17 protein-coding genes are annotated in these 22740 nt (G+C 67.2%); 5 read left to right on the top strand and 12 right to left on the bottom strand.

The features are described 5' to 3' along the window. Position 1: 1 nt before the first annotated feature. Positions 2 to 1120 (bottom strand): DJ-1/PfpI family protein, encoded by a 1119-nt coding sequence (locus CUJ89_RS33680; RefSeq protein ID WP_415859064.1) that lies wholly within the window; start codon positions 1118 to 1120, stop codon positions 2 to 4. An 88-nt stretch (positions 1121 to 1208) separates the two neighbouring features. Here CUJ89_RS33680 and CUJ89_RS33675 point away from each other — a divergent pair, with 88 nt between their 5' ends. Next, positions 1209 to 2219 (top strand): GlxA family transcriptional regulator, encoded by a 1011-nt coding sequence (locus CUJ89_RS33675; protein ID WP_114181797.1) that lies wholly within the window; start codon positions 1209 to 1211, stop codon positions 2217 to 2219. A gap of 111 nt (positions 2220 to 2330) precedes the next feature. Here CUJ89_RS33675 and CUJ89_RS33670 read toward each other — a convergent pair whose 3' ends face one another. After that, a complete protein-coding gene (locus CUJ89_RS33670) occupies positions 2331 to 3491 on the bottom strand; it encodes an L-talarate/galactarate dehydratase (RefSeq protein ID WP_114181796.1) in 1161 nt (386 codons plus the stop codon). Between the two features lie 38 nt (positions 3492 to 3529). Further along, entirely contained in the window at positions 3530 to 4894 is a 1365-nt protein-coding gene (locus CUJ89_RS33665) for an MFS transporter (protein ID WP_201752442.1), read from the bottom strand. 273 nt (positions 4895 to 5167) lie between these two features. On the opposite strand from CUJ89_RS33665, the gene CUJ89_RS33660 reads away from it, so the two are divergent. Together CUJ89_RS33660 and CUJ89_RS33655 are read left to right on the top strand one after the other, a co-directional pair. Continuing rightward, positions 5168 to 6214, top strand: a complete 1047-nt coding sequence (locus tag CUJ89_RS33660; protein ID WP_114182435.1) for a LacI family DNA-binding transcriptional regulator — start codon at positions 5168 to 5170, stop codon at positions 6212 to 6214. A 372-nt stretch (positions 6215 to 6586) separates the two neighbouring features. Next, positions 6587 to 8107 carry a sensor domain-containing diguanylate cyclase gene (locus CUJ89_RS33655; protein ID WP_114181795.1) on the top strand — a complete coding sequence of 507 codons (1521 nt, stop codon included), beginning with the start codon at positions 6587 to 6589 and terminating at the stop codon, positions 8105 to 8107. Between the two features lie 116 nt (positions 8108 to 8223). Here the strand turns inward: CUJ89_RS33655 and CUJ89_RS33650 are convergent, their stop codons facing one another. The 5 genes from CUJ89_RS33650 to xylA form a co-directional block, all read right to left on the bottom strand. After that, positions 8224 to 9435 carry a sugar ABC transporter permease gene (locus CUJ89_RS33650; protein WP_114181794.1) on the bottom strand — a complete coding sequence of 404 codons (1212 nt, stop codon included), beginning with the start codon at positions 9433 to 9435 and terminating at the stop codon, positions 8224 to 8226. Then, positions 9432 to 10991 (bottom strand): D-xylose ABC transporter ATP-binding protein, encoded by a 1560-nt coding sequence (gene xylG, locus CUJ89_RS33645; RefSeq protein ID WP_114181793.1) that lies wholly within the window; start codon positions 10989 to 10991, stop codon positions 9432 to 9434. Before xylG ends, CUJ89_RS33650 begins: the two co-directional genes overlap by 4 nt. A gap of 60 nt (positions 10992 to 11051) precedes the next feature. Beyond that, positions 11052 to 12080 (bottom strand): D-xylose ABC transporter substrate-binding protein, encoded by a 1029-nt coding sequence (gene xylF / locus CUJ89_RS33640; RefSeq protein WP_114181792.1) that lies wholly within the window; start codon positions 12078 to 12080, stop codon positions 11052 to 11054. Between the two features lie 109 nt (positions 12081 to 12189). Then, positions 12190 to 13668, bottom strand: a complete 1479-nt coding sequence (gene xylB, locus CUJ89_RS33635; RefSeq protein WP_114181791.1) for a xylulokinase — start codon at positions 13666 to 13668, stop codon at positions 12190 to 12192. Between the two features lie 4 nt (positions 13669 to 13672). After that, positions 13673 to 14995: a xylose isomerase gene (xylA, locus tag CUJ89_RS33630; RefSeq protein WP_114181790.1), complete on the bottom strand. Its 1323-nt coding sequence runs from the start codon at positions 14993 to 14995 to the stop codon at positions 13673 to 13675. 262 nt (positions 14996 to 15257) lie between these two features. On the opposite strand from xylA, the gene CUJ89_RS33620 reads away from it, so the two are divergent. Together CUJ89_RS33620 and CUJ89_RS33615 are read left to right on the top strand one after the other, a co-directional pair. Then, positions 15258 to 16451 (top strand): XylR family transcriptional regulator, encoded by a 1194-nt coding sequence (locus CUJ89_RS33620; RefSeq protein ID WP_114182434.1) that lies wholly within the window; start codon positions 15258 to 15260, stop codon positions 16449 to 16451. A gap of 27 nt (positions 16452 to 16478) precedes the next feature. Next, positions 16479 to 17567 (top strand): aldose epimerase family protein, encoded by a 1089-nt coding sequence (locus CUJ89_RS33615; protein WP_114181789.1) that lies wholly within the window; start codon positions 16479 to 16481, stop codon positions 17565 to 17567. 104 nt (positions 17568 to 17671) lie between these two features. Here CUJ89_RS33615 and yjfF read toward each other — a convergent pair whose 3' ends face one another. The 4 genes from yjfF to CUJ89_RS33595 all read right to left on the bottom strand — a co-directional run bounded on the left by yjfF (position 17672) and on the right by CUJ89_RS33595 (position 22335). Next, positions 17672 to 18760, bottom strand: coding sequence for a galactofuranose ABC transporter, permease protein YjfF (gene yjfF, locus CUJ89_RS33610; protein WP_114181788.1), 1089 nt, complete (start codon positions 18758 to 18760; stop codon positions 17672 to 17674). Further along, on the bottom strand, positions 18757 to 19800 hold the full coding sequence (locus CUJ89_RS33605; RefSeq protein WP_114181787.1) for an ABC transporter permease: 1044 nt from the start codon (positions 19798 to 19800) through the stop codon (positions 18757 to 18759). The genes yjfF and CUJ89_RS33605 overlap by 4 nt, the downstream gene beginning before the upstream one ends. Then, positions 19797 to 21311, bottom strand: a complete 1515-nt coding sequence (locus tag CUJ89_RS33600) for a sugar ABC transporter ATP-binding protein (protein WP_114181786.1) — start codon at positions 21309 to 21311, stop codon at positions 19797 to 19799. Before CUJ89_RS33600 ends, CUJ89_RS33605 begins: the two co-directional genes overlap by 4 nt. Before the next feature lie 61 nt (positions 21312 to 21372). After that, complete coding sequence (locus tag CUJ89_RS33595) at positions 21373 to 22335, bottom strand: ABC transporter substrate-binding protein (protein ID WP_114181785.1); 963 nt, start codon at positions 22333 to 22335, stop codon at positions 21373 to 21375. Positions 22336 to 22740 lie beyond the last annotated feature (405 nt).

The raw sequence follows: 22740 nt of genomic DNA, 5'->3' as shown, positions 1-22740 counted from the left end.
CCTATTCGTTCGCGTATTCGAGCTGCAGCGCAACCCAGTCTGACGTCGTGGCGCCATAGCGCACCGCTATATCTCCCAGCGCACCGGGCAGCACGGCATCGCCACGCCGCCCATCCGGAATCGTAACGCGCTCGTGCTCGATACTTGCCGGCCGGGTCAACAACCTCAACCCGTGCCTTGATACAACCTCCCGCCCCTCTCCCGTCGCAACGACATCGCTGCGCCACGTCCGTACCCACGCATCCGCGGTCAACGCGACCGGCAATTCGTCAAAACCCGGCTCAACCGGCAGATCGAACGTCTCGTGCCGCCAGAACGCTACGCGATTCGTCAGCGCGGTCGCCATCGTACGCGCGGTCAACCCATACCGGCTGCCGTCGTGATCGTCGTTCCAGGCTTGCACACCGATGTTCCGTGCAGTCTCACGCGCCGCCGCGGGCCCGGCAAGCGCGCTCACCAGAGCAAGCGAGGCGGGAACGGACGCCGACACGCCGCTCGTTGTCATCACATTGCCGTCCATCACGTAGCGGCGATCGTCAACCCAGGTCGTCTCGGCAAACCGGCGGCGCAGGCCGTCGCGCGAGTACCAATGAGACGTCGCAGTACGATGTCGCAGCAGTCCGGCATTCGCGAGCACCGCCGCGCCATCGCAGATCGCCACCATCGTCGCACCGGCAGCGGCCTGTTTTTGCAGCCATGCCATTACCACCGGTCGGTCGGCACGATGCATCGCGGGCACAATCACAACATCGGCCCCGGCAGGTATCGCGGCATCGAACCGGTCGAAGTTCGTATCGGCCAGCATGCGCAGCGCGGGCATCAATTCGACGGCCCCAGCGTCGACCGACACGGCGACGACATCAACCGCGCCGGACGCCTTCAGGATCGAATAGGGAACGATGAAATCGGTCGTCTCCGTTCCGGTGTTGTCCGCGACGATCGCAACGAGCGGCCGCTTGCGCCCGTCCTTTGGCGCGGACACCGTCAGCGCTTGTGTGGCCGGCAACATGCGCTCAGCCAGCGCATGCGTCGACACACTCCACGCCCACGTGCAAAACTGCACGCAGGCAAACAGCGCCACCGTGGTGCGCGTCGTCCTGCTCCTCGTTCTTCCCGGCATCGCCCGCCCACGCTAATCGATTGCACGTCCGGAACATTACAAGGATCATGCATGCGGTCACAAGGACAACTCCACCGCACTTTCTGCCATGTCTCAGTCAATCCGTCCGGCCCGCGACATCGTTGTCGTCGGCTTCGAAGGCGTGCAGTCGCTCGACATCACCGGTCCGATGGAAGTGTTCGCGGTCGCGAACCGTTACCTGCCGGATCATGCCGAACCCTATCGGCTCACGCTCGCATCGCAACTCGGCGACGACATCCTTACGCACGCCGGTTTGCGACTTGCCGGCCCGATCGCACTCACGGCACTGCCCGAGCACATCGACACGATCATCATCGCCGGTGGCAGCGATGCTGCGCTACGGCACGCGGCATCGGAAGCCGGTGTGCTGCCGTGGTTGCACACGCGCATCGCAAACACGCGGCGAATCGCCAGCATCTGCACGGGTGCATTCGTGCTTGCCGCAGGCGGATGGCTAAACGGAAAACGTGCGACCACGCACTGGGCCCAGTGTTCGACGCTGCAGGCACTATGTCCTGACGCTCGCGTCGAGCCGGACGCGATTTACGTCAGCGATCCACCGTTCCATACCTCGGCGGGCGTGACGGCTGGCATCGACCTGTGTCTCGCGCTTGTCGAAGCAGACTGCGGCGCACCGACCGCGCTCGCGGTCGCACGCGAACTCGTGCTCTTCATGCACCGTCCCGGCGGACAAGCACAGTTCAGCGTCGGACTCGACATTCAGGCGAACGCGACGCCGCGCATGCGGTCGCTGCTCACCGCCATCGTCGATGACCCGACAGGCAATCTCAGCGTGCCCGCCCTGGCAGCACGCCTGCACATGAGCGAGCGGACGTTCGCCCGCCATTTCCACGAGCAAACCGGACGATCGCCCGCGCAGTTCGTCCTGGCAGCACGGATCGAACGCACGAAGGCTCTGCTGGAGCGGGCCGACTGGCCGCTCGAACGGATAGCGGAACGCGCAGGATTCGGAAGCGTGGACGCGCTGCAGCGCGCGTTCGCCAAGCAGGTAGGCGTGTCACCGAGCGATTATCGTGCCCGCTTTGGCAAGCGACACAACGCGTCACCGACAACCTAGGTCGGCATTTGGCCACAACCCGCCACTTGCACCAACGCGCCATTGATTGGTATGGCCGGATAGCATGGAAAGACGTCCCCGTCATCGCCCGGGGACATCGCCGGCGTCACTTCAGGCCCGGGTTCCACATTCCGCTTCGTCAACCGTCCAGCCTGCGACGCGATCGCTGAGCGTCACGCCCAGCCCCGGGCGCGTGGGGACGATCATCCTGCCGTCGCGGGTTTCGAGCCTTTCGTTGAACAGCGGCTCGAGCCATTCGAAATGCTCGACCCACGGCTCGCGCGCATAGCAGGCGGCAAGATGCACATGCAGTTCCATGGCGAAGTGAGGGGCAAGCATCAGTCCCGCATGATCGGCGAGCGCCGCTACTTTCAGGAACGGCGTGATGCCGCCGACGCGCGGCGCGTCCGGCATCAGGTAATCGGCCGCACGCAACCGGATGAATTCCCAGTGCTCCGACACGCTGGTCAACATCTCGCCGGTCGCGATCGGCGTGTCGAATTGCGCGGCCAGTGCCGCATGACCTTCGGCGTCGTAGCAGTCGAGCGGCTCCTCGATCCAGACCAGGCCGAACTGCTCGAACGTGCGGCACATGCGCTGCGCAGTGGGCCGATCCCATTGCTGATTCGCATCGACCATCAACGGGAACGCGTCGCCCAGATGCTTGCGCACGGTTTGCACGCGGTGGATGTCGAGCGCGCAATCCGGCTGGCCGACCTTGAGCTTGATGCCGCCGATGCCTTTCTCGCGCGACGCGTCCGTATTGGTCAGCAACTGATCGAGCGGCGTATGCAGGAAACCGCCGGACGTGTTGTAGCAGCGCACCGAATCGCGATGCCCGCCGAGCAATTTGGCCAGCGACAGGTTCGCACGCTTCGCCTTCAGGTCCCACAGCGCGACGTCGAATGCACCGATCGCCTGTGCCGCCATGCCGCTGCGGCCGACCGACGCGCCCGCCCACGCAAGCTTGTCCCACAATCGCGCGATGTCGCTCGGGTCCTCGCCCAGCAGGGTCGGCGCGATCTCCTTCGCATGCGCAAACTGACCCGGGCCGCCCGCCCGCTTCGAGTAGCTGAAGCCGAGACCGCGGTGACCGTCGGCGGTTTCGATCTCGACGAACAGAATCGCGATTTCCGTCATCGGCTTCTGGCGGCCGGTCAGCACTTTTGCATCGCTGATCGGATTGGCCAGCGGAAGAAACGTCGACGCGACGCGAACCCATTTGATCCGGTCGTTCGACGTGCCGGAGACGAGGGAGGACGAGGTATGCATGAACAGGGCCTTTGGCGAGAGAAAATCGGTACGTGGTGTCAGCTGCTGCGTGTCGGCTTCAGAGAGACGGCCGCAGCGCCGCCTTGGGCTGCCGCATCGGACGCATCGCCTTCGATGCGCTCGAGCTTGCCGACGATGAAGAGATACGAGAACGCGCCCAGCAGCGAGAGCGCCGCGACATACGTGAGCGCGACTTCGAACGTGCCGGTGCGCTCGATCATCCAGCCGATCGCAAGCGGCGTGACGATGCTCGCGAGGTTGCCGCAGAAATTGAAGATGCCGCCGCTGATGCCCATCGCATGCTTCGGCGACACATCGCCGACGATGCACCAGCCCAGATTGCCGACGCCTTTCGCGAAAAACGCGATGGACATCACCAGGATGACGATCGTGGTCGAGTGGACGTAGTTCGCCGCGACGATCGTGCTGGACAGCACGAGACCGCTGATGATCGGCGTCTTGCGCGCGGCCGTGAGGCTGAAGCCGCGCTTGAGCATCCAGTCGGACCACAGTCCGCCGATCAGGCCGCCGATGCACCCGGCGACGGCGGGCAACGCGGCGACCAGGCCGACCTTGAGGATCGACATGCCCTTCGCTTCGATCAGGTACGTGGGAAACCAGGTGAGGAAGAACCACGTGATCGACGTCAGGCAGAACTGGCCGATATAGATGCCGATCATCATGCGGTTGGCCGCGATCGCGCCGGCCTCGCGCCATTTGAACGGCCGCGGGCTGTCGCCCATCGTCGGCAGCCCGCCGCCGGACGCGATGTAGTCCAGCTCGGCCGCATTCACGCGGTGGTCGCACTGCGGCTCCCGAACCGACTTCAGCCACCAGAGCCCGATCAGCACGCCGATCGCGCCCGTCGTGAAGAACACGTAGTGCCAGCCCCAGCGGCTAACCGTATAGGTCATCACCGGCGTGAACACGGCAAGCGCGAAGTACTGCGCCAACTGGAAGATCGACGTGGCGAGCCCTCGCTCCGCGTTCGGAAACCACATCACCGTGAGCCGGCTGTTGCACGGGAACGCCGGCGCCTCGGCCACCCCCATCAGGAATCGCAACGCAAACAACGCGGCGAATGCGGACGCGAACAGATGCACGTAGCCCTGCACGAACGTGAGCGCGGACCAGACAATCAGGCTGACGCCGAGCACGAGCCGCGCGCCGAGCCGGTCAAGGACGAGCCCGCCCGGAATCTGCAGCGCGGTATAGGCCCACCCGAACGCCGAAAATGCGATCCCCATCGTGAGTGCATCGAAGCCCAGGTCGTGGCGCAGGCTGGGCGCCGCGATGGACAACGTCGCCCGGTCGACGTAGTTGAACACCGTGACGATGAAAATCATCGCGAGGATGAACCATCGAACGTTCGTTCGCCTGCCGACGCGCTGGTCGATTGCCACTGTCGTCTCCTTGATCTTCGCTATGTCTCTTGTCGATGGACATGATCATACAATGATTGCGCAATCATTCAAGGTCGATATGATTGCGCAATCATCATCGTTTACACCGACATTGGAAAACACAGGTTCCAGCCCCATTACCCGGCGACGCCCGGCTTCGTGCTCTAATGCCGGTCTGACGCCAGGCCCCGCCCTTTCCGCTGCACGATGTCGACGGAACCCGGCCCGCCGAAGCAGACGATGTGAGAACAGACCAACGCAGGACGCATGGAGATGGCAAGAAAGAACGAACGCCAGTCGGCTGCCGCCGCAGACACGAGTGGAAGCGTGACGCTGATCGACGTGGCGCGCGTGGCAGGCGTCGCGCCGATGACCGTGTCGCGCGCGCTCAATCGTCCGGAACTCGTTCGCAGCGACACGCAGAAGAAAGTGCTCGATGCCGTTCGCGCGACCGGCTATGTTCCGAACCTGCTCGCCGGCGGCCTCGCCAGCAATCGAAGCCGGCTCGTGGCCATCTTGCTGCCGACCATCGCAAACTCGATCTTCGCCGACACGGTCCAGGCGATCATGGACGGGCTCGCCGCGTCGGGATACCAGACGTTGCTCGGCCTGACCGCCTATTCGAAGGCGCGCGAAGAGGCACTGGTCGAAGCCATTCTCGGACGCAGGCCGGACGGCATCGTGCTGGCAGGCACGAGCCACACGAGGGCGACGATCAAGCGGCTGTCGAAAGCGAACATTCCGGTCGTCGAAATCTGGGATCTGACCGACAAACCGATCGACATGATGATCGGGTTCTCGCACGAACGGGTCGGCAGCGAAGTGGCACGCCATCTGGTTGCCAAGGGATACAAGCGGTTCGGCATCGTCTCGGTCGACGATCCGCGCGGCCTGCGCCGGTGCGAAAGCGTGAAGCTCGAGCTGGCCCGGCAAGGCATCGCGCCGCCTGCATTCGAAGTCCTGCCCGCACCGGCGACCTTGCAGGCCGGCCGCGAGGGCCTGAGCCGGATGCTGGCCGCGGCATCGCCGGACGTCGTCGTCTGCAGCTCGGATACGCTCGCGCAAGGCGTGCTTGCCGAGGCAGCCAGCCGGCGGCTCGACGTGCCGCGCGATCTTGCCGTCATGGGTTTCGGCGATCTCTCGACTGCCGCACACGTCTATCCGTCGTTATCGACGGTTCGCATCGATGGCACGACGATCGGCATGAAGACGGCCGAGGCGCTGCTGGCGCGCCTTGCAGTCGATTCGCAGCCCGAAGCACCCGGGAACAAGGTGCGCATCGATACGGGCTTCACGATCGTTGATCGACAAAGTGCATGAGGGCAGCGGATTGGCGACGGGCAGACGTGCGCGTGACAATCGTGGCGCAATCCCCGGATCTCGACCTCGCTGCTAAAACGATCGACTCGCCGGTCGGCCGTGTCGCCGGCCCACTCTTTCCGATACGCGCCCTGTCGAGCGAACCGGTCGACCCGGCATTGCCCACGAAACGTCAAGCCGAAGCCCCCGTGCCGCGCGCACCCGGCTGACATACCGGATTCGGCACAACCGGCTGGCTGGCCGCACACGTTTGCGGCCACGTCGCGCCGATTCGCTTCGCATGCGGACCTCGATTTCCTCGCCGACTTGCCGTTAACCCGGATTTCAGCGCAGCCTCGGTCATCGCACCGGGCATTCCCCACGAGCGCGAGCATGTCCGCATCCACTTTCATCGAGAAAATCGCCGACTGGGCGGGACGAAACCATCTTGTCGTCGGCGCGCTGGGCACACTGATGTCGCTCGCGGCGCTGAGCATCAGCGCGATGACGCTCTGGGTCACGAAAAACGAAGCCGTCGAGCACGCGCACGAGACATCGCGCAATGTCGCCGCCGTGCTGGTCAGCGAGATCGCGCGAACCGTCGACACGTCCAACAACGCACTGATGTCGCTCGCCGCCGATCTCGGCAGGCCGGCGGTCCGGCGCATGGACGCCGGGCTGCGGCACGATCTGCTGTTCCAGCGCGCGGCAGCGCAATACGTGACCGGCATGGGCGTGACGGACCGGTACGGCCGGCTGATCGACGGGTGCTGCGGCCCGTCTCACCATTGGGACTTCAGCGATCGCGACTACTTCAAGGTTCATCGCGACGCGGCGAATGTCGGCCTTTACGTGTCCGAGGCCTATCGTGCGCGCTCGCGCGGCGGCACGGAGTCCATCGCGCTGTCGCGGCGCATCGAACGGCCGGACCACGCGTTCAACGGGATCGCGGTAGTCGCCATCGACCTCGCCTACTTCGATCAGCTGCTGTCGCGACTGAACGTCGGGCCGCACGGCATCAGCGCGATCCTGCGCGCGGACGGCACCATCCTGGCCAGGAATCCGCGATTGAGCGACCACCAGATGGTCCGCCTGCGCCGTTCGAAAGCCTTCGATCGCATGCTGAGCCAGGACGCGGGCTTCTATGCCGCCCATTCGCGCATCGACGGAACGTTGCGGCTCTATACGTTCCAGCGGGTGCCCGGCACGCCGCTGATTGCCGTCGTCGCGCCAGCCGAACACGACGTGCTGGCCGGCTTCATACGGATGTCGTGGTCGGTCGGCGTGTCGGCATCGATCATCTGCGCGCTCTTCTGCGCCGTCGTCTGGCTGCTCGCATTCGCGTTGCGGGACAATCTTCGCAAGCAGACCCTGCTGACCGACCTCACCCGCACCGATCCGCTGACGGGCCTGCACAACCGCCGCGCGCTCGATGTCGCGCTGGCCGACGAATGGGAACGGCTCCAGCGCAGCACCGACGGCAGCCTGTCCGTGCTGTTCATCGATGCCGACCACTTCAAGCAGTACAACGACCGATACGGGCATGCGCAAGGCGACACGGCACTGAGATTCCTGGCCGAATGCATTCGCACCCATACACGGCGGCGCGGCGACATCGCCGCGCGTTACGGCGGCGAAGAGTTCGTCGCGGTGCTGCCGGACACGGATGAAAGCGGCGCCGCGAAAGTCGCGCAAGCCATTCGCCGGGAAGTGGAACGCAACCGGCTCGCCGAATTCGCCGAGGCAGTCCCGGCTTTCACGGTCAGCATCGGGTGCGCGACCGGACATCGCGCATACCCGACGTCCGTCGACGCGCTCGCGCATCAGGCAGACCTTGCGTTATATGCGGCGAAGCGCCAGGGACGAAACCGCGTGTGCCGCGGCGACGCGGAACCCGTGCCGCAACCGGCTTGACGAACGTCGCGGCTTGCAGCCATCCGGCGGCTTCGCGAGCGGCGCGGCCGCCAGCGTGGAGACGCCGGGCATGGGAACCGTGTTCCGTTTCATGTTTTCCGTCGTTGACCGCCGTATCACCGCCGGTTCGACCGCGACACCACGTCGATCCATACCGCCAGCACCAGCACCGCGCCCTTGACGATCATCTGCCAGTACGCGTCGACGTCCAGCATCGACATGCCGTTGTCGAGGCTCGCCATCACGAGCGCGCCGATCAGCGCGCCATAGACGGTGCCCGAGCCGCCGCGCATCGACGTGCCGCCGATGAAGCACGCGGCGATCGCGTCGAGTTCGCCCATCGTGCCCGCGGACGGCGAGCCGGCCGCGAGCCGCGCGGTGTTTACGATGCCGGCGAACGCGCACATCAGCCCCATCAACGCGAAGATCGCGAGCTTGACGCGATCCGTATCGACGCCCGACAGCCGCGTCGCCTCGAGATTCGAGCCGACCGCATAGATGCGCCGGCCGAACACGGTCTGCGTCGCGATCCACGAGAATGCGCCGAGCAACGCGAGCAGCAGCAGCACCGGCACCGGAATGCCGCCGTAGCGGTCGAGCGTCGCGACGAACGCGAACAGCACCGCGCCCGCGCCGGCGACCTTCACGACGTCCTGCCACAGCGGCGCGACCGCGAGCCGGTAGCGGCGCCGCGTGCCGCGCTGCCGCACGACCAGCAGCGCGACGAGCGCGAACAGCAGCAGCGCGAGGCCGTCCCCCGCCACGCGCGGCAGGTAGCCCTGCCCGATGAACACGAAGCCGTCCGATACGGGCGCGATCGTCGAGCCGCCCGTCACGCCCAGCAGGATCCCGCGAAACGCGAGCATCCCGCCGAGCCCGACGATGAACGACGGCACGCGCCGGTAGGTCGACCACCAGCCGTTGAAGAGCCCGACCAGCACGCCGAGCACAAGCACGGCCGGCACCGTCGCGGCGACCGGCCAGTGGCGGTTCACGTCGAGGATCGCCGCGACGCCGCCGAGCAGCCCGAGCAGCGAGCCGACCGACAGGTCGATCTCACCCGCGATGATGACGAACACCATGCCGCACGCGAGCATGCCGGTGATCGACATCTGTCGCAGCAGGTTCGACACGTTGCGCGGCGTGACGAACGCGCCGTCGGTCAGCACCGAGAAGAACGCCCAGATCGCCACGACCGCGAACAGCAGCGCGAGCACCTTGTAGCGCGCGAAGACCTGGCGAAGCGGACTGCCGGTTTGACGACCGGTCGTGCTGCGCGCATCGGCGTCCGGCGCCGCCGGGGTAGAGGAAGAAAGTTCGGAATTCATGTCGCGCTCGTTGCGGTGGGTTCGGTAGGCCGCCGGCCGGGCTTCAGCGCAGCGCCGAGGATCTGTTCCTGCGTGAGGCCATCGTTGGCGAAATCGCCGCGCAGTTCGCCTTCGCCGATCACCAGCACGCGGTCGGCCAGCCCGAGCACCTCGGGCAGTTCCGACGACACGACGATCAGCGCGACGCCGCGCTTCGCGAGCGCGAACACGAGCCGGTAGATCTCCGCCTTCGCGCCCACGTCGACGCCGCGCGTCGGCTCGTCGAGAATCAGCACCTGCGGCTCGGCCAGCAGCATCCTGGCGAGCACCGCCTTCTGCTGGTTGCCGCCCGACAGGCTCGCGATCGGCAAAAACGGATGCGCGGCGCGCACCGACAGCCGCTGCATCTCGGTGCGGATCGCGTCCAGCTCGGCGGCCGCGTCGATCCGGCCGCGCGCCGCGAAACGCCGCAGCACCGCCAGCGTGATGTTGTGGCCGACGCCGAGCTGCGGCACGATGCCGTGGCGCTTGCGGTCTTCGGGCACCATCGCGATGCCGGCGCGGATCGCGTCGGCAGGCGAGCGAATCGACAGCGGCCGGCCGTTCATCAGCACGGTCGCCGTGCACGCGCCCGGATACGCGCCGAAAATCGCCTGCATCAGTTCGGTACGGCCCGCGCCGACGAGCCCGGCGACACCGAGGATCTCGCCGCGCCGCACGCTGAACGACACGTCGTCGACCCGCTTGCGGCGCGTGTTCGTCACGTCGCGACAGGTCACGTGGCGTGCTTCCAGCACGACGTCGCCGATTTCGTGCGGCTCGCGCGGATACAGGTCGCGGATCTCGCGGCCGACCATCATCGCGATGATCCGGTCGGTCGTCAGCGCGCGCATCGGCTCGGTCGCGACATGGCGGCCGTCGCGGATCACGCTCACCGTGTCGCATACGGCCTCGACCTCGTCGAGCTTGTGCGAGATGTACACGCACGCGACACCGCGGCGCTTCAGGTCGCGCACGATGTCGAGCAGGATCCGCGTCTCTGCGGCGCTCAGCGACGACGACGGCTCGTCGAGGATCAGCAGCTTCGCGCGCTTGTTCAGCGCCTTCGCGATCTCGATCAACTGCTGGTGGCCGCCGCCGTAGTTCATCACCGGCTGCGCAACGTTGATCGAGTCGATCCGCAACTCGTGCAGCAGTTCCTCGGCACGCCGGACCATCGCCGCATAGTGCATGCGCCCGCCCGGCAGCGTGATTTCGTTGCCGAGGAAAATGTTCTCGGCCACCGACAGCTCGGGCACGAGCATCAACTCCTGGTGGATGATCACGATGCCCGCGCGCTCGGTGTCGCGCACGCCGGATGCAACCAGCGGCGCACCTTCCCAGCGGATCTCGCCGTCCCACGTGCCATGCGGATAGACGCCCGACAGCACCTTCATCAGCGTCGATTTGCCCGCGCCGTTCTCGCCGCACAGCCCGACGCATTCGCCGGGCCGCACGGTCAGGTCGATGCCGTCGAGCGCTTTCACGCCGTCGAAGTCCTTGACGATGCCGCGCATCGTCAGCAAGGGTTCGGTCATTCGTTCATGCCTCGCAGGATGCGCGCGGACGCGCCGGTGGGCTGCCCGCGCGTCGCGCCGTTACTGGCTCGCCAGCTGCGCCTGGGTATAGAAACCGTCCTTCACGACGATGTCGACGTTGCGCTTCGTCAGCAGCGTGGGCTGCAGCAGCACCGTGTCGACCTTCTTCTTCCCGTTGTCGTATTGCGCGTTGAACGCGGGTTTCGCGCCCTTCGCGAGATCCACCGCGAGCTTCGCCGCTTCGCTCGCGATCAGCTTGAGCGGCTTGTAGACGGTCATCGTCTGCGTGCCGGCGATCACGCGCTTGACCGCCGCGAGGTCCGCGTCCTGTCCCGACACCGGCACCTTGCCGGCCAGATGCTGCGCGGCGAGCGCCTGGATCGCGCCGCCCGCGGTGCCGTCGTTCGACGCGACGATCGCGTCGATGCGGTTGTTGTTCGCGGTCAGCGCATCCTCGACGATCCGCAGCGCGGTCGACGCGCTCCATTCGGGCACCCACTGCTGGCCGACAACCTTGATGTCGCCGCGATCGATCGCCGGCTTCAGCACCTTCAACTGCCCTTCGCGCAGCATCTTCGCGTTGTTGTCGGTCGGCGCGCCGCCGAGCAGGAAATAGTTGCCCTTCGGCTTCGCGTCGTAGATGCCCTGCGCCTGCAGTTCGCCGACCTTCTCGTTGTCGAACGAGATGTACGCATCGACGTCGGCGTCGAGGATCAGCCGGTCGTACGACACCACCTTGATGCCTGCCTTCCTCGCTTCGGCGACGACGTTGCCGAGCGTCTTCGAATTGAACGGCACGATCACGATCACATCCACGCCGCGCGAGATCAGGTTTTCGATCTGCGAGATCTGCCGCTCCTCGCTCGCGTCCGCGGACTGTACGGACACTTTCGCGCCGAGCTTCGTTGCAGCGGCCACGAAATAGTCGCGGTCGCGCGACCAGCGCTCGACGCGCAGGTCGTCGATACAGAAGCCGATCTCCGGCTTGTCCTTGCTCGCATGCGCGAGCGGTGCGCCAAGCGCAAGGGCCGCCAACGTAGCGGCGCCTGCCAGCGCACTCAACACGGTACGACGCGTTACGGTTTTCATGTCTCCGCTCCTTGTTATCGAACAACCTCACGAACGCCGGGCGATCTCCGGAATGCGCCGCCCGTATCGCATCACTTCAACGTACGGCACCGTGCCGGCAAACTGCCGTTCACGCGCCCTGTGCAAACACCGTTTCGAGTGCGCGATACAGCGCGCGAAACGTCGGCCGCCGCACGTCGCGATACCACGCGTGGCGCGCCATGTCGGGCTCACGCACAGCCACGACGGGTGGCTGCGGGCACACGACGTCGAGCGGCGCATCCGGTTCGAGCGCGAGATGCGCGAGCCGCGCGGCGCCGAGCGCCGGGCCGACTTCGCCGCCCGCGCGCAGCGTCAGCGCGCGGCCGCTCAGGTCGGCGAGCATCTGCGTCCAGTACGTGCTGCGCGAGCCGCCGCCGATCACCGTGATGCTGTCGGGGGCGAGCCCGGCCGCATGCAGTGCGTCGATCCCGTCGAGCAGCGCGAAGCCGACACCTTCGAGCGTCGCATTCGCGAGGTCCGCACGCTGCGTATCGGGCGTGAGCCCGTAAAACACGCCCTTCGCATTCACGTCGTTGTGCGGCGTGCGCTCGCCGCTCAGATACGGCAGGAACCACGGGCGATTCGCGCGCGCGTTCGTCTCCGCATCGCCGAGCAGCGCCGCGACGCCGTCGTAACCGGTCAGTTGCGCGGTGAAGTCGAGGCAGCCGGCCGCGTTCAGCATCACGGACATCAGGTGCCACGTGTCCGGCAGCGCGTGACAGAAGCTGTGCACGGCCGATTCGGGATTCGCGCGAAAACCGTCCGATACCGCGAAATAGACGCCCGACGTGCCGAGCGACAGCAGCGCATCGCCGGGCCGCACGATGCCGACGCCGACCGCGCCGGCCGCGTTGTCGCCGCCGCCCGCGACGACCGGGATGTCGCGCAGCCCCAGCATGCGCGCGACTGCCGGCAGCAGCGTGCCGGTGATGCGGTTGCCCTCGAACACGGCGGGCACCTGTGCGCGCGACAGCCCGCACGCGGCGAGCAGCGTGTCGTCGTAATCGCGCTTCGCGACATCGAGCCACAGCGTGCCGGCGGCATCCGACGGATCGGTCGCGAACGCGCCGGTCAACCGGTAGCGCAGATAATCCTTCGGCAACAGCACCTGCGCGATCCGCGCGAATATGTCCGGCTCGTGCCGGCGCACCCACAGCAGCTTCGGCGCGGTGAAGCCCGGCATCGCGAGGTTGCCGGCGACCGCACGCAGCGCCGGCGCCAGCTGCTCGAGCTCCGCGCACTCGGCATCCGCGCGACCGTCGTTCCACAGGATCGCGGGGCGCAGCACGTCGCCGTGCGCATCGAGCAGCGTCGCGCCGTGCATCTGCCCGGTCAGGCCGAGCGCACCGATGTCGTGCGGGTCGATGCCGGCCGTGCGCGCGTCCGCGACGAGCGCCGCCAGCGCGCCGCACGCGGCGTCCCACCATTCGCGGGGCGCCTGTTCGGACCAGCGCGGCCGCGGCCGGCTCACCGCCAGCGTGCGGCTCGCGCTTGCCCGTACCGCACCGTCGCGGTCGAGCAGCACGGCCTTCACGCCCGACGTGCCGAGATCGAGTCCGATGTACATGGTGTCAGCGCAGCCCGTAGATCGCCTGGTTCACGATGTTCTCGAGTCGTTCCTGCGCGCCGCTCGCGTGCTGCGGATTCACGCCGCGCGCGAGCGCGTCGGCGGCGAGCTGCTCCAGCGTGTAGCCGCCCGACAGGATCTCGCGGCCGAACGCGCTGTCCCACTGCGCGTAGCGCTGGCGGCGCAGTGCGTCGAGCCGGTCGTTCTCGACCAGCACGGCCGCCCGTTCGAGCGCAAGCGCGAGCACGTCGATGGCGCCGACATGGCCGTAGAACAGGTCTTCCGGATCGACGCTCTGGCGGCGCACCTTTGCGTCGAAGTTCATGCCGCCGGTGGTAAAGCCGCCGTGGCGCAGGATCTCGTAGAACGCGAGCGTCAGCTCCTCGACGCTGTTCGGGAACTGGTCGGTGTCCCAGCCGTTCTGCGGATCGCCGCGGTTCGCATCGACGCTGCCGAACACACCGAGCGCGAACGCGTTCGCGATCTCGTGATGGAACGAATGGCCGGCGAGCGTCGCGTGGTTCGCCTCGATATTCACGCGGATCTCGTTCTGCAATCCATATTGCGTGAGGAAACCGTGTACGGTCGCGACATCGTAGTCGTACTGGTGCTTCGTCGGCTCCTGCGGCTTGGGCTCGATCAGCAGCGCGCCGTCGAAGCCGATCCGGTGCTTGTGCTCGACGACCATCGACAGGAAGCGGGCCAGCTGCTCGCGCTCGCGCACGAGATCGGTATTGAGCAGCGTCTCGTAGCCTTCGCGGCCGCCCCACAGCACGTAGTTCTCGCCGCCGAGCCGATGCGTCGCGTCGAGCGCGTGGCGCACCTGGGTGGCCGCCCACGCGAACACGTCGGGGTTCGGGTTGGTCGCCGCACCCGCCGCGAAGCGCGGATGCGAGAACACGTTCGCAGTGCCCCACAGCAACCGGACGCCGGTCGCCTGCTGGCGCTCGCCCAGATAGTCGGTCATCCGCGCGAAATTCTCGGCGTACGCGTGCAGGCTGTCGCCCTCGGGCGCGACGTCGGTGTCATGGAACGTATAGAACGGCGTGCCGAGCTTCGTAAAGAACTCGAACGCCGCATCCGCCTTCTGCCGGGCCCGCTCGAGCGGGTCGCCCGGCTGCTGCCACGGCCGCAGGAACGCACTCTGGCCGAAGATGTCGTGGCCCGGCCACACGAACGTGTGCCAGTAGCACACCGCGATCCGCAGGTGTTCCTCGAGCGTCTTGCCGAGCACCCGCTTCGTGCGGTCGTAATGCCGGTACGCAAGCGGATTGTCCGATTGCGGGCCTTCGTAGCGAATCGCGGGAATATGTTCGAAATACGACATGGCGTCTCCGTCCGGTGTCTTGTTGCGGTGCGGCGCGCATCGCGATGGCGCGCGGGCCGAATTCGGTCTGGCTGGATCGTGCCCCCGCGCCCCCGTGCCCGCAATTGCGAAATTGCGCAGGAGGCTTAACGTTTCTTGCCAGCGCACTGCGCACCGCGCGCGTTCCGTCCTACAATCGCCGGACACCATACAGCCGCGCGGCACTGCCCGCGCGCCCGGAGACAACGGCGCGACACCTCGGTGCGCGCGCTTCGAGACCGAGATGACCCGCGCCCCTTCCGCCCAGACGCCGCACCGCATCGCGCTGCTGTTCAACGCAAACAAGGTCTACGACCGCGAGATCATCAGCGGCATCGGCCAGTACCTTCGCTCGACGCGCGTGGTCTGGGACCTGTTCCTCGAAGACGACTTCCGCTGCCGGCTCGCCGGCATCGAGCGCTTCGACGGCGACGGCATCATCGCCGACTTCGACGATCCGGCCGTCGCCGACGCGCTCGCCGGTTCGCCGCTGCCGATCGTCGCGGTCGGCTCGTCGTACGAGCATCCGGCGCAGTATCCGGACGGCGTGCCGTATATCGCGACCGACAACCCGAAGCTCGTGTCGCTCGCCTACACGCACCTGATCGGCGCCGGGCTGCCGCACTTCGCGATGTACAGCCTGCCCGTCGCGCAGCAGAACCGCTGGGCGCAGCAGCGCGAGCTGGCGTTCGACCGGCTCGCACGCGCGGACGGGCTCGATGCGCCGATCTACCGCGGGCTGTCGACGAGCGCATCGGGGTGGAACCACGCGATCGAGCGATTGATCGGCTGGCTGCATGCGCTGCCGAAGCCCGTCGGCGTGATCGCGGTGACCGACGCGCGTGCGCGGCACCTGCTGCAGGCGTGCCTGATCGCCGGCCTCGCGGTGCCGGAACAGGTCGCGATCATCGGCATCGACAACGATCCGCTCACGCGCACGCTGACACGCATTCCGCTGTCGTCCGTCATCCAGGGCACCGAGGAAATGGGCCGTACCGCCGCGCACCTGCTGCACCAGATGCTGCGCGGCGCGCGTTTTCCCGACCGGCGGATTCTCGTGCCGCCGGTCGGGATCAACGTGCTCGAATCGACCCGCTACCAACCGCTCGCGAGCCCGCACGTGATGCGCGCGCGCCACTTCATTCGCCAGTACGCGTGCCAGGGCATCAAGACCGAGCAGGTCGCCGACTACGTCGGCGTATCGCGCTCGCTGCTCGAAGAGCACTTCCGGCGCGAACTGCAGCGCACCGTGCACCAGGAAATCCTGCGCCACAAGCTCGAAGCGGCGCAGGCGCTGCTCGCGGGCCGGCAGGTGTCGAGCGCGGAAGTCGCGATCCGTTGCGGGTTTACGTCGCTCCAGTACATGTACGCGGTGTTCCGGCGCGAGCTGGGCTGCACGCCGCGCGAATACCAGGAACGCGCCGTCACAGCGCACTGAATCTCGCCGTTCACATCGAATCCACCCATGCACATCGATACCGATTCCTCCCGCCTGACGCCCGGCGTCGCACGCGTGCGTTCCGAGCCGTGGGGCACGCTGCCCGACGGCGACGCGGTGCGGCGCTACACGCTGCGCAACACGCACGGGATGCGCGTCGTCGTCAGCGACCTCGGCGCGACCGTCGTGTCGTGGCTCGCGCCCGATCGCACCGGACGCTTCGCCGATATCGTGCTCGCGCACGACACGCCCGCCGAGTATGTCGAATCGGGCGCCTATCTCGGCGCGACGATCGGCCGCTGGGCGAACCGGATCGCCGGCGCGCGCTTCACGCTCGACGGCGTCGACTACCTGCTCGATCGCAACGAGAACGGCAATCTGCTGCATGGCGGCGCAAACGGTTTTCACCGCCAGCGCTGGGAAGTCGTCGACGACTGCGGCGGGCTGACGCTGCGACTCGATTCGCCCGAAGGCGACGCGGGCTTTCCGGGCAACGTGAGCGTGCAGGTTCGCTACGCGCTCGACGACGACGGCACGCTGACGATCGACTACACCGGCATCACCGACGCACCGTCGCCGCTCAACCTGACGAATCACAGCTATTTCAACCTCAGCGGCCGCGCGGGCAGCGATGTGCGCGGCCACGTGCTGAGCATCGACGCCGACGCCTTCCTCGAAGTCGACGACGCGCTGATCCCGACCGGCACCGCGGACGTGACCGGCACGGCGTTCGATTTCCGGCAGAGCGCGCCGCTCGGCGCGCGCCTCGACTGGCCGCATGCCCAACTGGCGCGGGCGCGCGGCTTCGATCACTGCTTCGTGCTGCGCGACGGTGCGCGCGCGGTGAGGCCCGTCGCACGCATCTACGATCCGGAAAGCGGCCGCGAGCTGATCGTGTCGACCGATCAGCGGGGCCTGCAACTCTATACGGGCAACTATCTGGACGGCGTGCGCGTGAGCGGTGGCACGCGTTGCGCGCGACACGCCGCGCTATGCGTCGAAGCGGGCGGCTTTCCGGATCAGGTCAACATGGCCGGCCTGCACGACGACGTCATCCTTCATCCGGGCACCGTCTATCGACAGACCACCTTGTACCGAGTTGCCGTTCGCGCGTAACGCGCGCGCCGGCCGCCTTCGATAGGCACCCGCAGCAAGCATCGGCCACGCCGCGCGCCGCTGCCTTGCTGCCCGTCACGGCGCGGCGCGCGTCGTGTGATCCACTACACGCGCCGCATCGTCGACACCAGCGCCTCGTCCTCGCCGGGCTCGGCCGGCCGCGCCGGCGCCGTGTCGCGCTTCGGCCGCTGCGCATCGAGCCCCGTGCCGCCCGTGCGCCGCCGCGCCGCGTGCCGCTCGATGATCCGCTGCAGTACGCAGAACACGCACAGCAGCGCGCCGATCACGATCCGCGTCCACCACGAACTCAACGTGCCGTCGAACGTGATCAGCACCTGGATCGTGCCGAGGATGCCGACGCCGAACACCGAGCCGACCACGTAGCCCACGCCGCCCGTGAGCAGCGTGCCGCCGATCACGGTCGCGGCGATCGCATCGAGTTCCATCCCCTGCGCCTGCAGCCCGTAGCCCGACAGCACGTACAGCGTGAACACCACGCCGCCGAGCGCCGAGCACAGCCCGCTCAGCGCGTAGACGCCGATCTTCGTGCGCGCGACCGGCAGCCCCATCAGCAGCGCCGAGCGCTCGTTGCCGCCGATCGCATAGACGTTGCGGCCGAAACGCGTGAAATGCGCGACGTAGATCGCAGCGGCCAGCGTCGCGAGCGCGATCAGCGCGCCTGCGCTCAGCATCCCGCCGCCGAGCGGCACGCTGATGCCGGCGATCGCATGAAACGTCGGCTCGTTGATCGTGATCGACTGCGTCGTGATCAGGAAGCACGCGCCGCGCGCGAGAAACATCCCGGCCAGCGTGACGATGAACGGCTGCAGCCGGAAGGTGTGGATCAGCGCGCCCATCGCCGCGCCGTACAGCGCGCCGAACGCGAGCACGAGCGGCACGATCACCCACACGGGCCAGTGCAGCCGCTCGGCGCCGACCGCGCATAAGATAGTTGTCAGCGCAACGACCGAGCCGACCGACAGGTCGATGCCGCCCGACACGATCACGAACGTCATCCCGATCGCGACGATCAGCAGGAACGCGTTGTCGACCAGCAGCCCGGTAAGCACCTGCATCGAGAAGAAGCCCGTGTACATCACGGATCCGAAGCCGAACAGCGCGGCGAACAGCACGATCGTCACGACGATCGGCAGCGTGCGCGGGTCGGCGAGCCGGCCAAGGAATCGGGTCATCTCGGTGTCGCTCCGGGCGTGGCACGCGAAGAACGTGCGGAAGGCAGCAGTCGTGACGCATGCCGGACCACGAGCGCGCGCGCCGCGTCCGACTGGATCAGCGTCACGACGATCACGACGACTGCCTTGACGACCAGCGTCGCCTCCGGCGGCACGCCGATCGAATAGGTCGTGTAGGTGAGCGTCTGGATGATCAGCGCGCCGAGCACGGAGCCGGCGAGGCTGAAGCGGCCGCCGAGCAGCGACGTGCCGCCGAGCGTCACCGCGAGGATCGCATCGAGCTCGAGCAGCAGCCCCGCGTTGTTGCCGTCCGCGCTGCGCACGTTCGAGCTGGCGAGGATGCCGGCGATCGCCGACATCACGCCGCAACACAGATACACGCCGAACACGACCGCGCCCGAGCGCAACCCGACGAGCCGCGTCGCGACCGGGTTCACACCGATCGCGCGGATGAACAGCCCGAGCGCCGTGCGGTTTACCAGCAGCGCGGTCGCGGCGATCGTCGCGAGCGCGATCCACACCGAGCATGGCACGGTAGCGAGATAGCCGCCGCCGAGCGCGAGGTAGCCGGGCGCGCCGATCGGGATGATCTGGCCGCCCGTCAGCAGTTGCGCGACGCCGCGGCCGGCCACCATCAGGATCAGCGTCGCGATGATCGGCTGCATTCCGACGAACGCGACGAGCAGGCCGTTCCACGCGCCAGCCAGCAGCCCGACGCCGAGCGCCGCGGCCAGCGCCGTGCCGACCCGCGACGGATCGGCGTCGAGCACGATCGCCGCGGCCGCACCGGCGATCGCGACGATCGCGCCGACGGAAATGTCGATCCCGCGCGTCGCGATCACGAGCGTCATCCCGAGCGACACGATCACGAGCGGCGCCGCGCGGTTCAGGATATCGATCGGCGCGCCGAACAGGTGGCCGTCGAGCAGCGCGATCGACAGGAAACCGGGGCGATGTGCGACGTCGAGCGCGAACAGCAGCGCGAGCGTCAGCACCGGCCACACCAGCGAATGACGGAACAGCGTGCGCAACCACGTCATGACTGGCCTCCCGCGATCAGCCGGTAAACCTGTTCCTCGGACGCGTCGGCACCGGTCAGTTCGGCCACCTTGCGCCGATCACGCAGCACCGCGATCCGGTGGCTCACGCGCACCACCTCGCCGATCTCCGACGAGATGAACAGGATCGCGAGCCCGGTCGCGCACAGCGCGAGCACCCGCTCCATGATGTCGAATTTCGCGGCGACGTCGATCCCGCGCGTCGGCTCGTCGAGGATCAGCAGCTTCGGGTCCGTCGCGAGCCAGCGCGCGAGCAGCACCTTCTGCTGGTTGCCGCCCGACAGCAGGCCGATCGGCTGCTCCGCGTCGCGCGCCTTGATGCCGAGCCGCGCGATATACGTGTCGGCGATCTCGCGCTGGCGCGCGCGCCCGATCAGCCGCCACCAGCCACGCCGCGCCTGCAGCGCGAGGATGATGTTCTCGCGGATCGACAGCGCGGCGACGATGCCCTCCTTCTTGCGGTCTTCGGGACAATACGCGATCCCGTGCCGCACCGCATCGTGCGGCGAAGCCAGCCGCATGCGCGTGCCGTCGATCTCGATCGCGCCGGTGTCCGAGCGCTCCGCGGCGAACGCGAGCTGCGCGGTTTCGGTGCGTCCCGAGCCGAGCAGCCCGGCCAGCCCGACGATTTCCCCGGGTCGCACGTCGAGATCGAGCGCACTCATCATCCCGCGCCTGCCGACTCGCTGCATCGACAGGAACGGCGCGGCCGCGGCGGCCGTGCGCTCGACGGCCGCAGCGCCTGCCTGCAGCGTGTCTGACATCCGTTCGCGGCCGGTCATTTTCGCGACCAGCACGTCGACCGGCAGGTCGCGCGCCAGGTACTCGCCTTCGCGCTCGCCATTGCGCATCACCGTGATCCGGTCGGACACCGCATAGGTCTGCTCGAGGAAGTGCGTGACGAACAGGATCGCGATACCCGACGCCTTCAGCCGGCGCAGCACGTCGAACAGCCGCGCGACCTCGCCGTCGTCGAGGCTCGAGGTCGGCTCGTCGAGAATCAGCACGCGCGCGTCGACCGACACGGCGCGTGCGATCGCAACCATCTGCTGCACGGCGATCGGATACGCATCGAGCGAACGCGTGACGTCGAGCGACAGATCGAGTTCGGCCAGCGCGGCGCGTGCACGCGCATGGATCGTGTTCCAGTCGATCGCGCCGCGCCGCATCGGCTGCCGGCCCGCGAAGATGTTTTCGGCGACCGACAGGTTCGCGCACAGATTCACTTCCTGGTAAAGCGTCTGGATCCCGGCCGCCTCGGCCTCGCGCGGCGCGGCGAAGCGCACGGGCCGGCCGCCAACGCGAATCTCGCCCGCGTCGTGCGTGTGCACGCCGGTGAGCACGTTAATCAGCGTCGACTTGCCCGCGCCGTTCTGGCCCATCAGCGCGTGGATCTCGCCCGGAAACAGCTGGAAACTCACGCGCTGCAGCGCGCTGACGCCCGGGAACGTCTTGTCGATGCCGATCATCTCGACCACCGGCGGATTCGTCATGAACCTTCCTTCGAAGCGGTTGCCGGACAGCGGCCGCCACGCCGCCGCCCGTGCGGACCGGTCAGTACTTGCGGGTCGGCAGCACCTGCGCCGCGACGTTCATCGGGAACACCGTCTCGTTCGTCACGATGCGCTTGGGCAGCGACTTGCCGGCGGCGACGTCCTTCACCGCGCTCATCAGCTGCGGGCCGAGCAGCGGGCTGCATTCGACGTCGACGTTGATCTTGCCGGCGACCATCGCCTGGAAGCCGCCCTTCGTCGCATCGAACGACACGACGCTCACGTCCTTGCCGGGCTTGATCCCGGCCTCTTCCATCGCCTGGATCGCGCCGAGCGCCATGTCGTCGTTGTGCGCGTAGACGACATTGATCTGCTTGCCGTAGGTCTTCGCGAACGCTTCCATCACCTGCTTGCCGCCGGCGAGCGTGAAGTCGCCGCTCTGCGATGCGATCACCTTGAATTTCGGATTGCTTTTGATCACTTCGAGCAGGCCCGCGCGGCGATCGTTGGCCGGCGCCGAGCCTACCGTGCCCTGCAGCTCGACGATGTTGATCGGGCCCGCGTCGTTCTTGTAGTGCTCTTCCATCCAGTGGCCCGCGCGCCGCCCTTCCTCGAGGAAGTCCGAGCCGATCATCGTCACGTACAGCGACGAATCCTTCACGTCGATCCCGCGGTCGGTCAGGATCACCGGGATGTGCGCGGCCTTCGCTTCGGTCAGCACGGGCTCCCAGCCCGATTCGACGACCGGCGAGAACGCGATCACGTCGACCTTTTGCGCGATGAACGAGCGGATCGCGCGGATCTGGTTCTCCTGCTTCTGCTGCGCGTCCGAGAACTTCAGGTTGATGCCGGCCTCCTTCGCCGCGCCCTTCACCGACACGGTATTCGCGGTGCGCCACGCGCTCTCCGCACCGACCTGCGAGAACCCGAGCGTGATCGGCTTTTGCTGCGCGAACGCACCCGGCGCCAGTACCGTCGCCGCGGCGACGAGCGCACCGGCCGCCAGTTTCCTGATGAATGTCATGGTCCGTCTCCGATGATGTCGTTGTATGCCGCGGCGCTGTTCTGTTTCTGCATGGCGCGGGGGCGGTGCGGGGCTGTGCTGGCCAGTGGTTCCGGCCGGCCCGGTATGCATACCCCGGATCAGTCTAGGAACAAGTCCGATAACCTTCCAATGAAATCTTGGATTGAGGCGATACCGAAATCGGCATACGTATAAACACCTAAGCGGGTGGATGGACCCTCTTGCGACGGCGCGGCGCGGCCCGGCCGCGACAGCACGCCTATTCGGGACGCGCCGCGTTCCCCCCCGACTCGACCAGCGACACCCGCTTTTCCATCTTCGTTTGGCCCATCCGCTTCGAGGTCAGTCGCGCCCCAGTGCGTCTCTCGTAGATCGCGCCGACCGTATTGAAATCCCGGTTGTTGT

This window comes from Burkholderia pyrrocinia (genome assembly GCF_003330765.1).
Taxonomy (GTDB): Bacteria; Pseudomonadota; Gammaproteobacteria; order Burkholderiales; family Burkholderiaceae; genus Burkholderia; species Burkholderia pyrrocinia_B.
The sequence above is the reverse complement of the archived record's forward strand: the minus strand, read 5'-3'. Positions and strand labels throughout refer to the sequence as shown.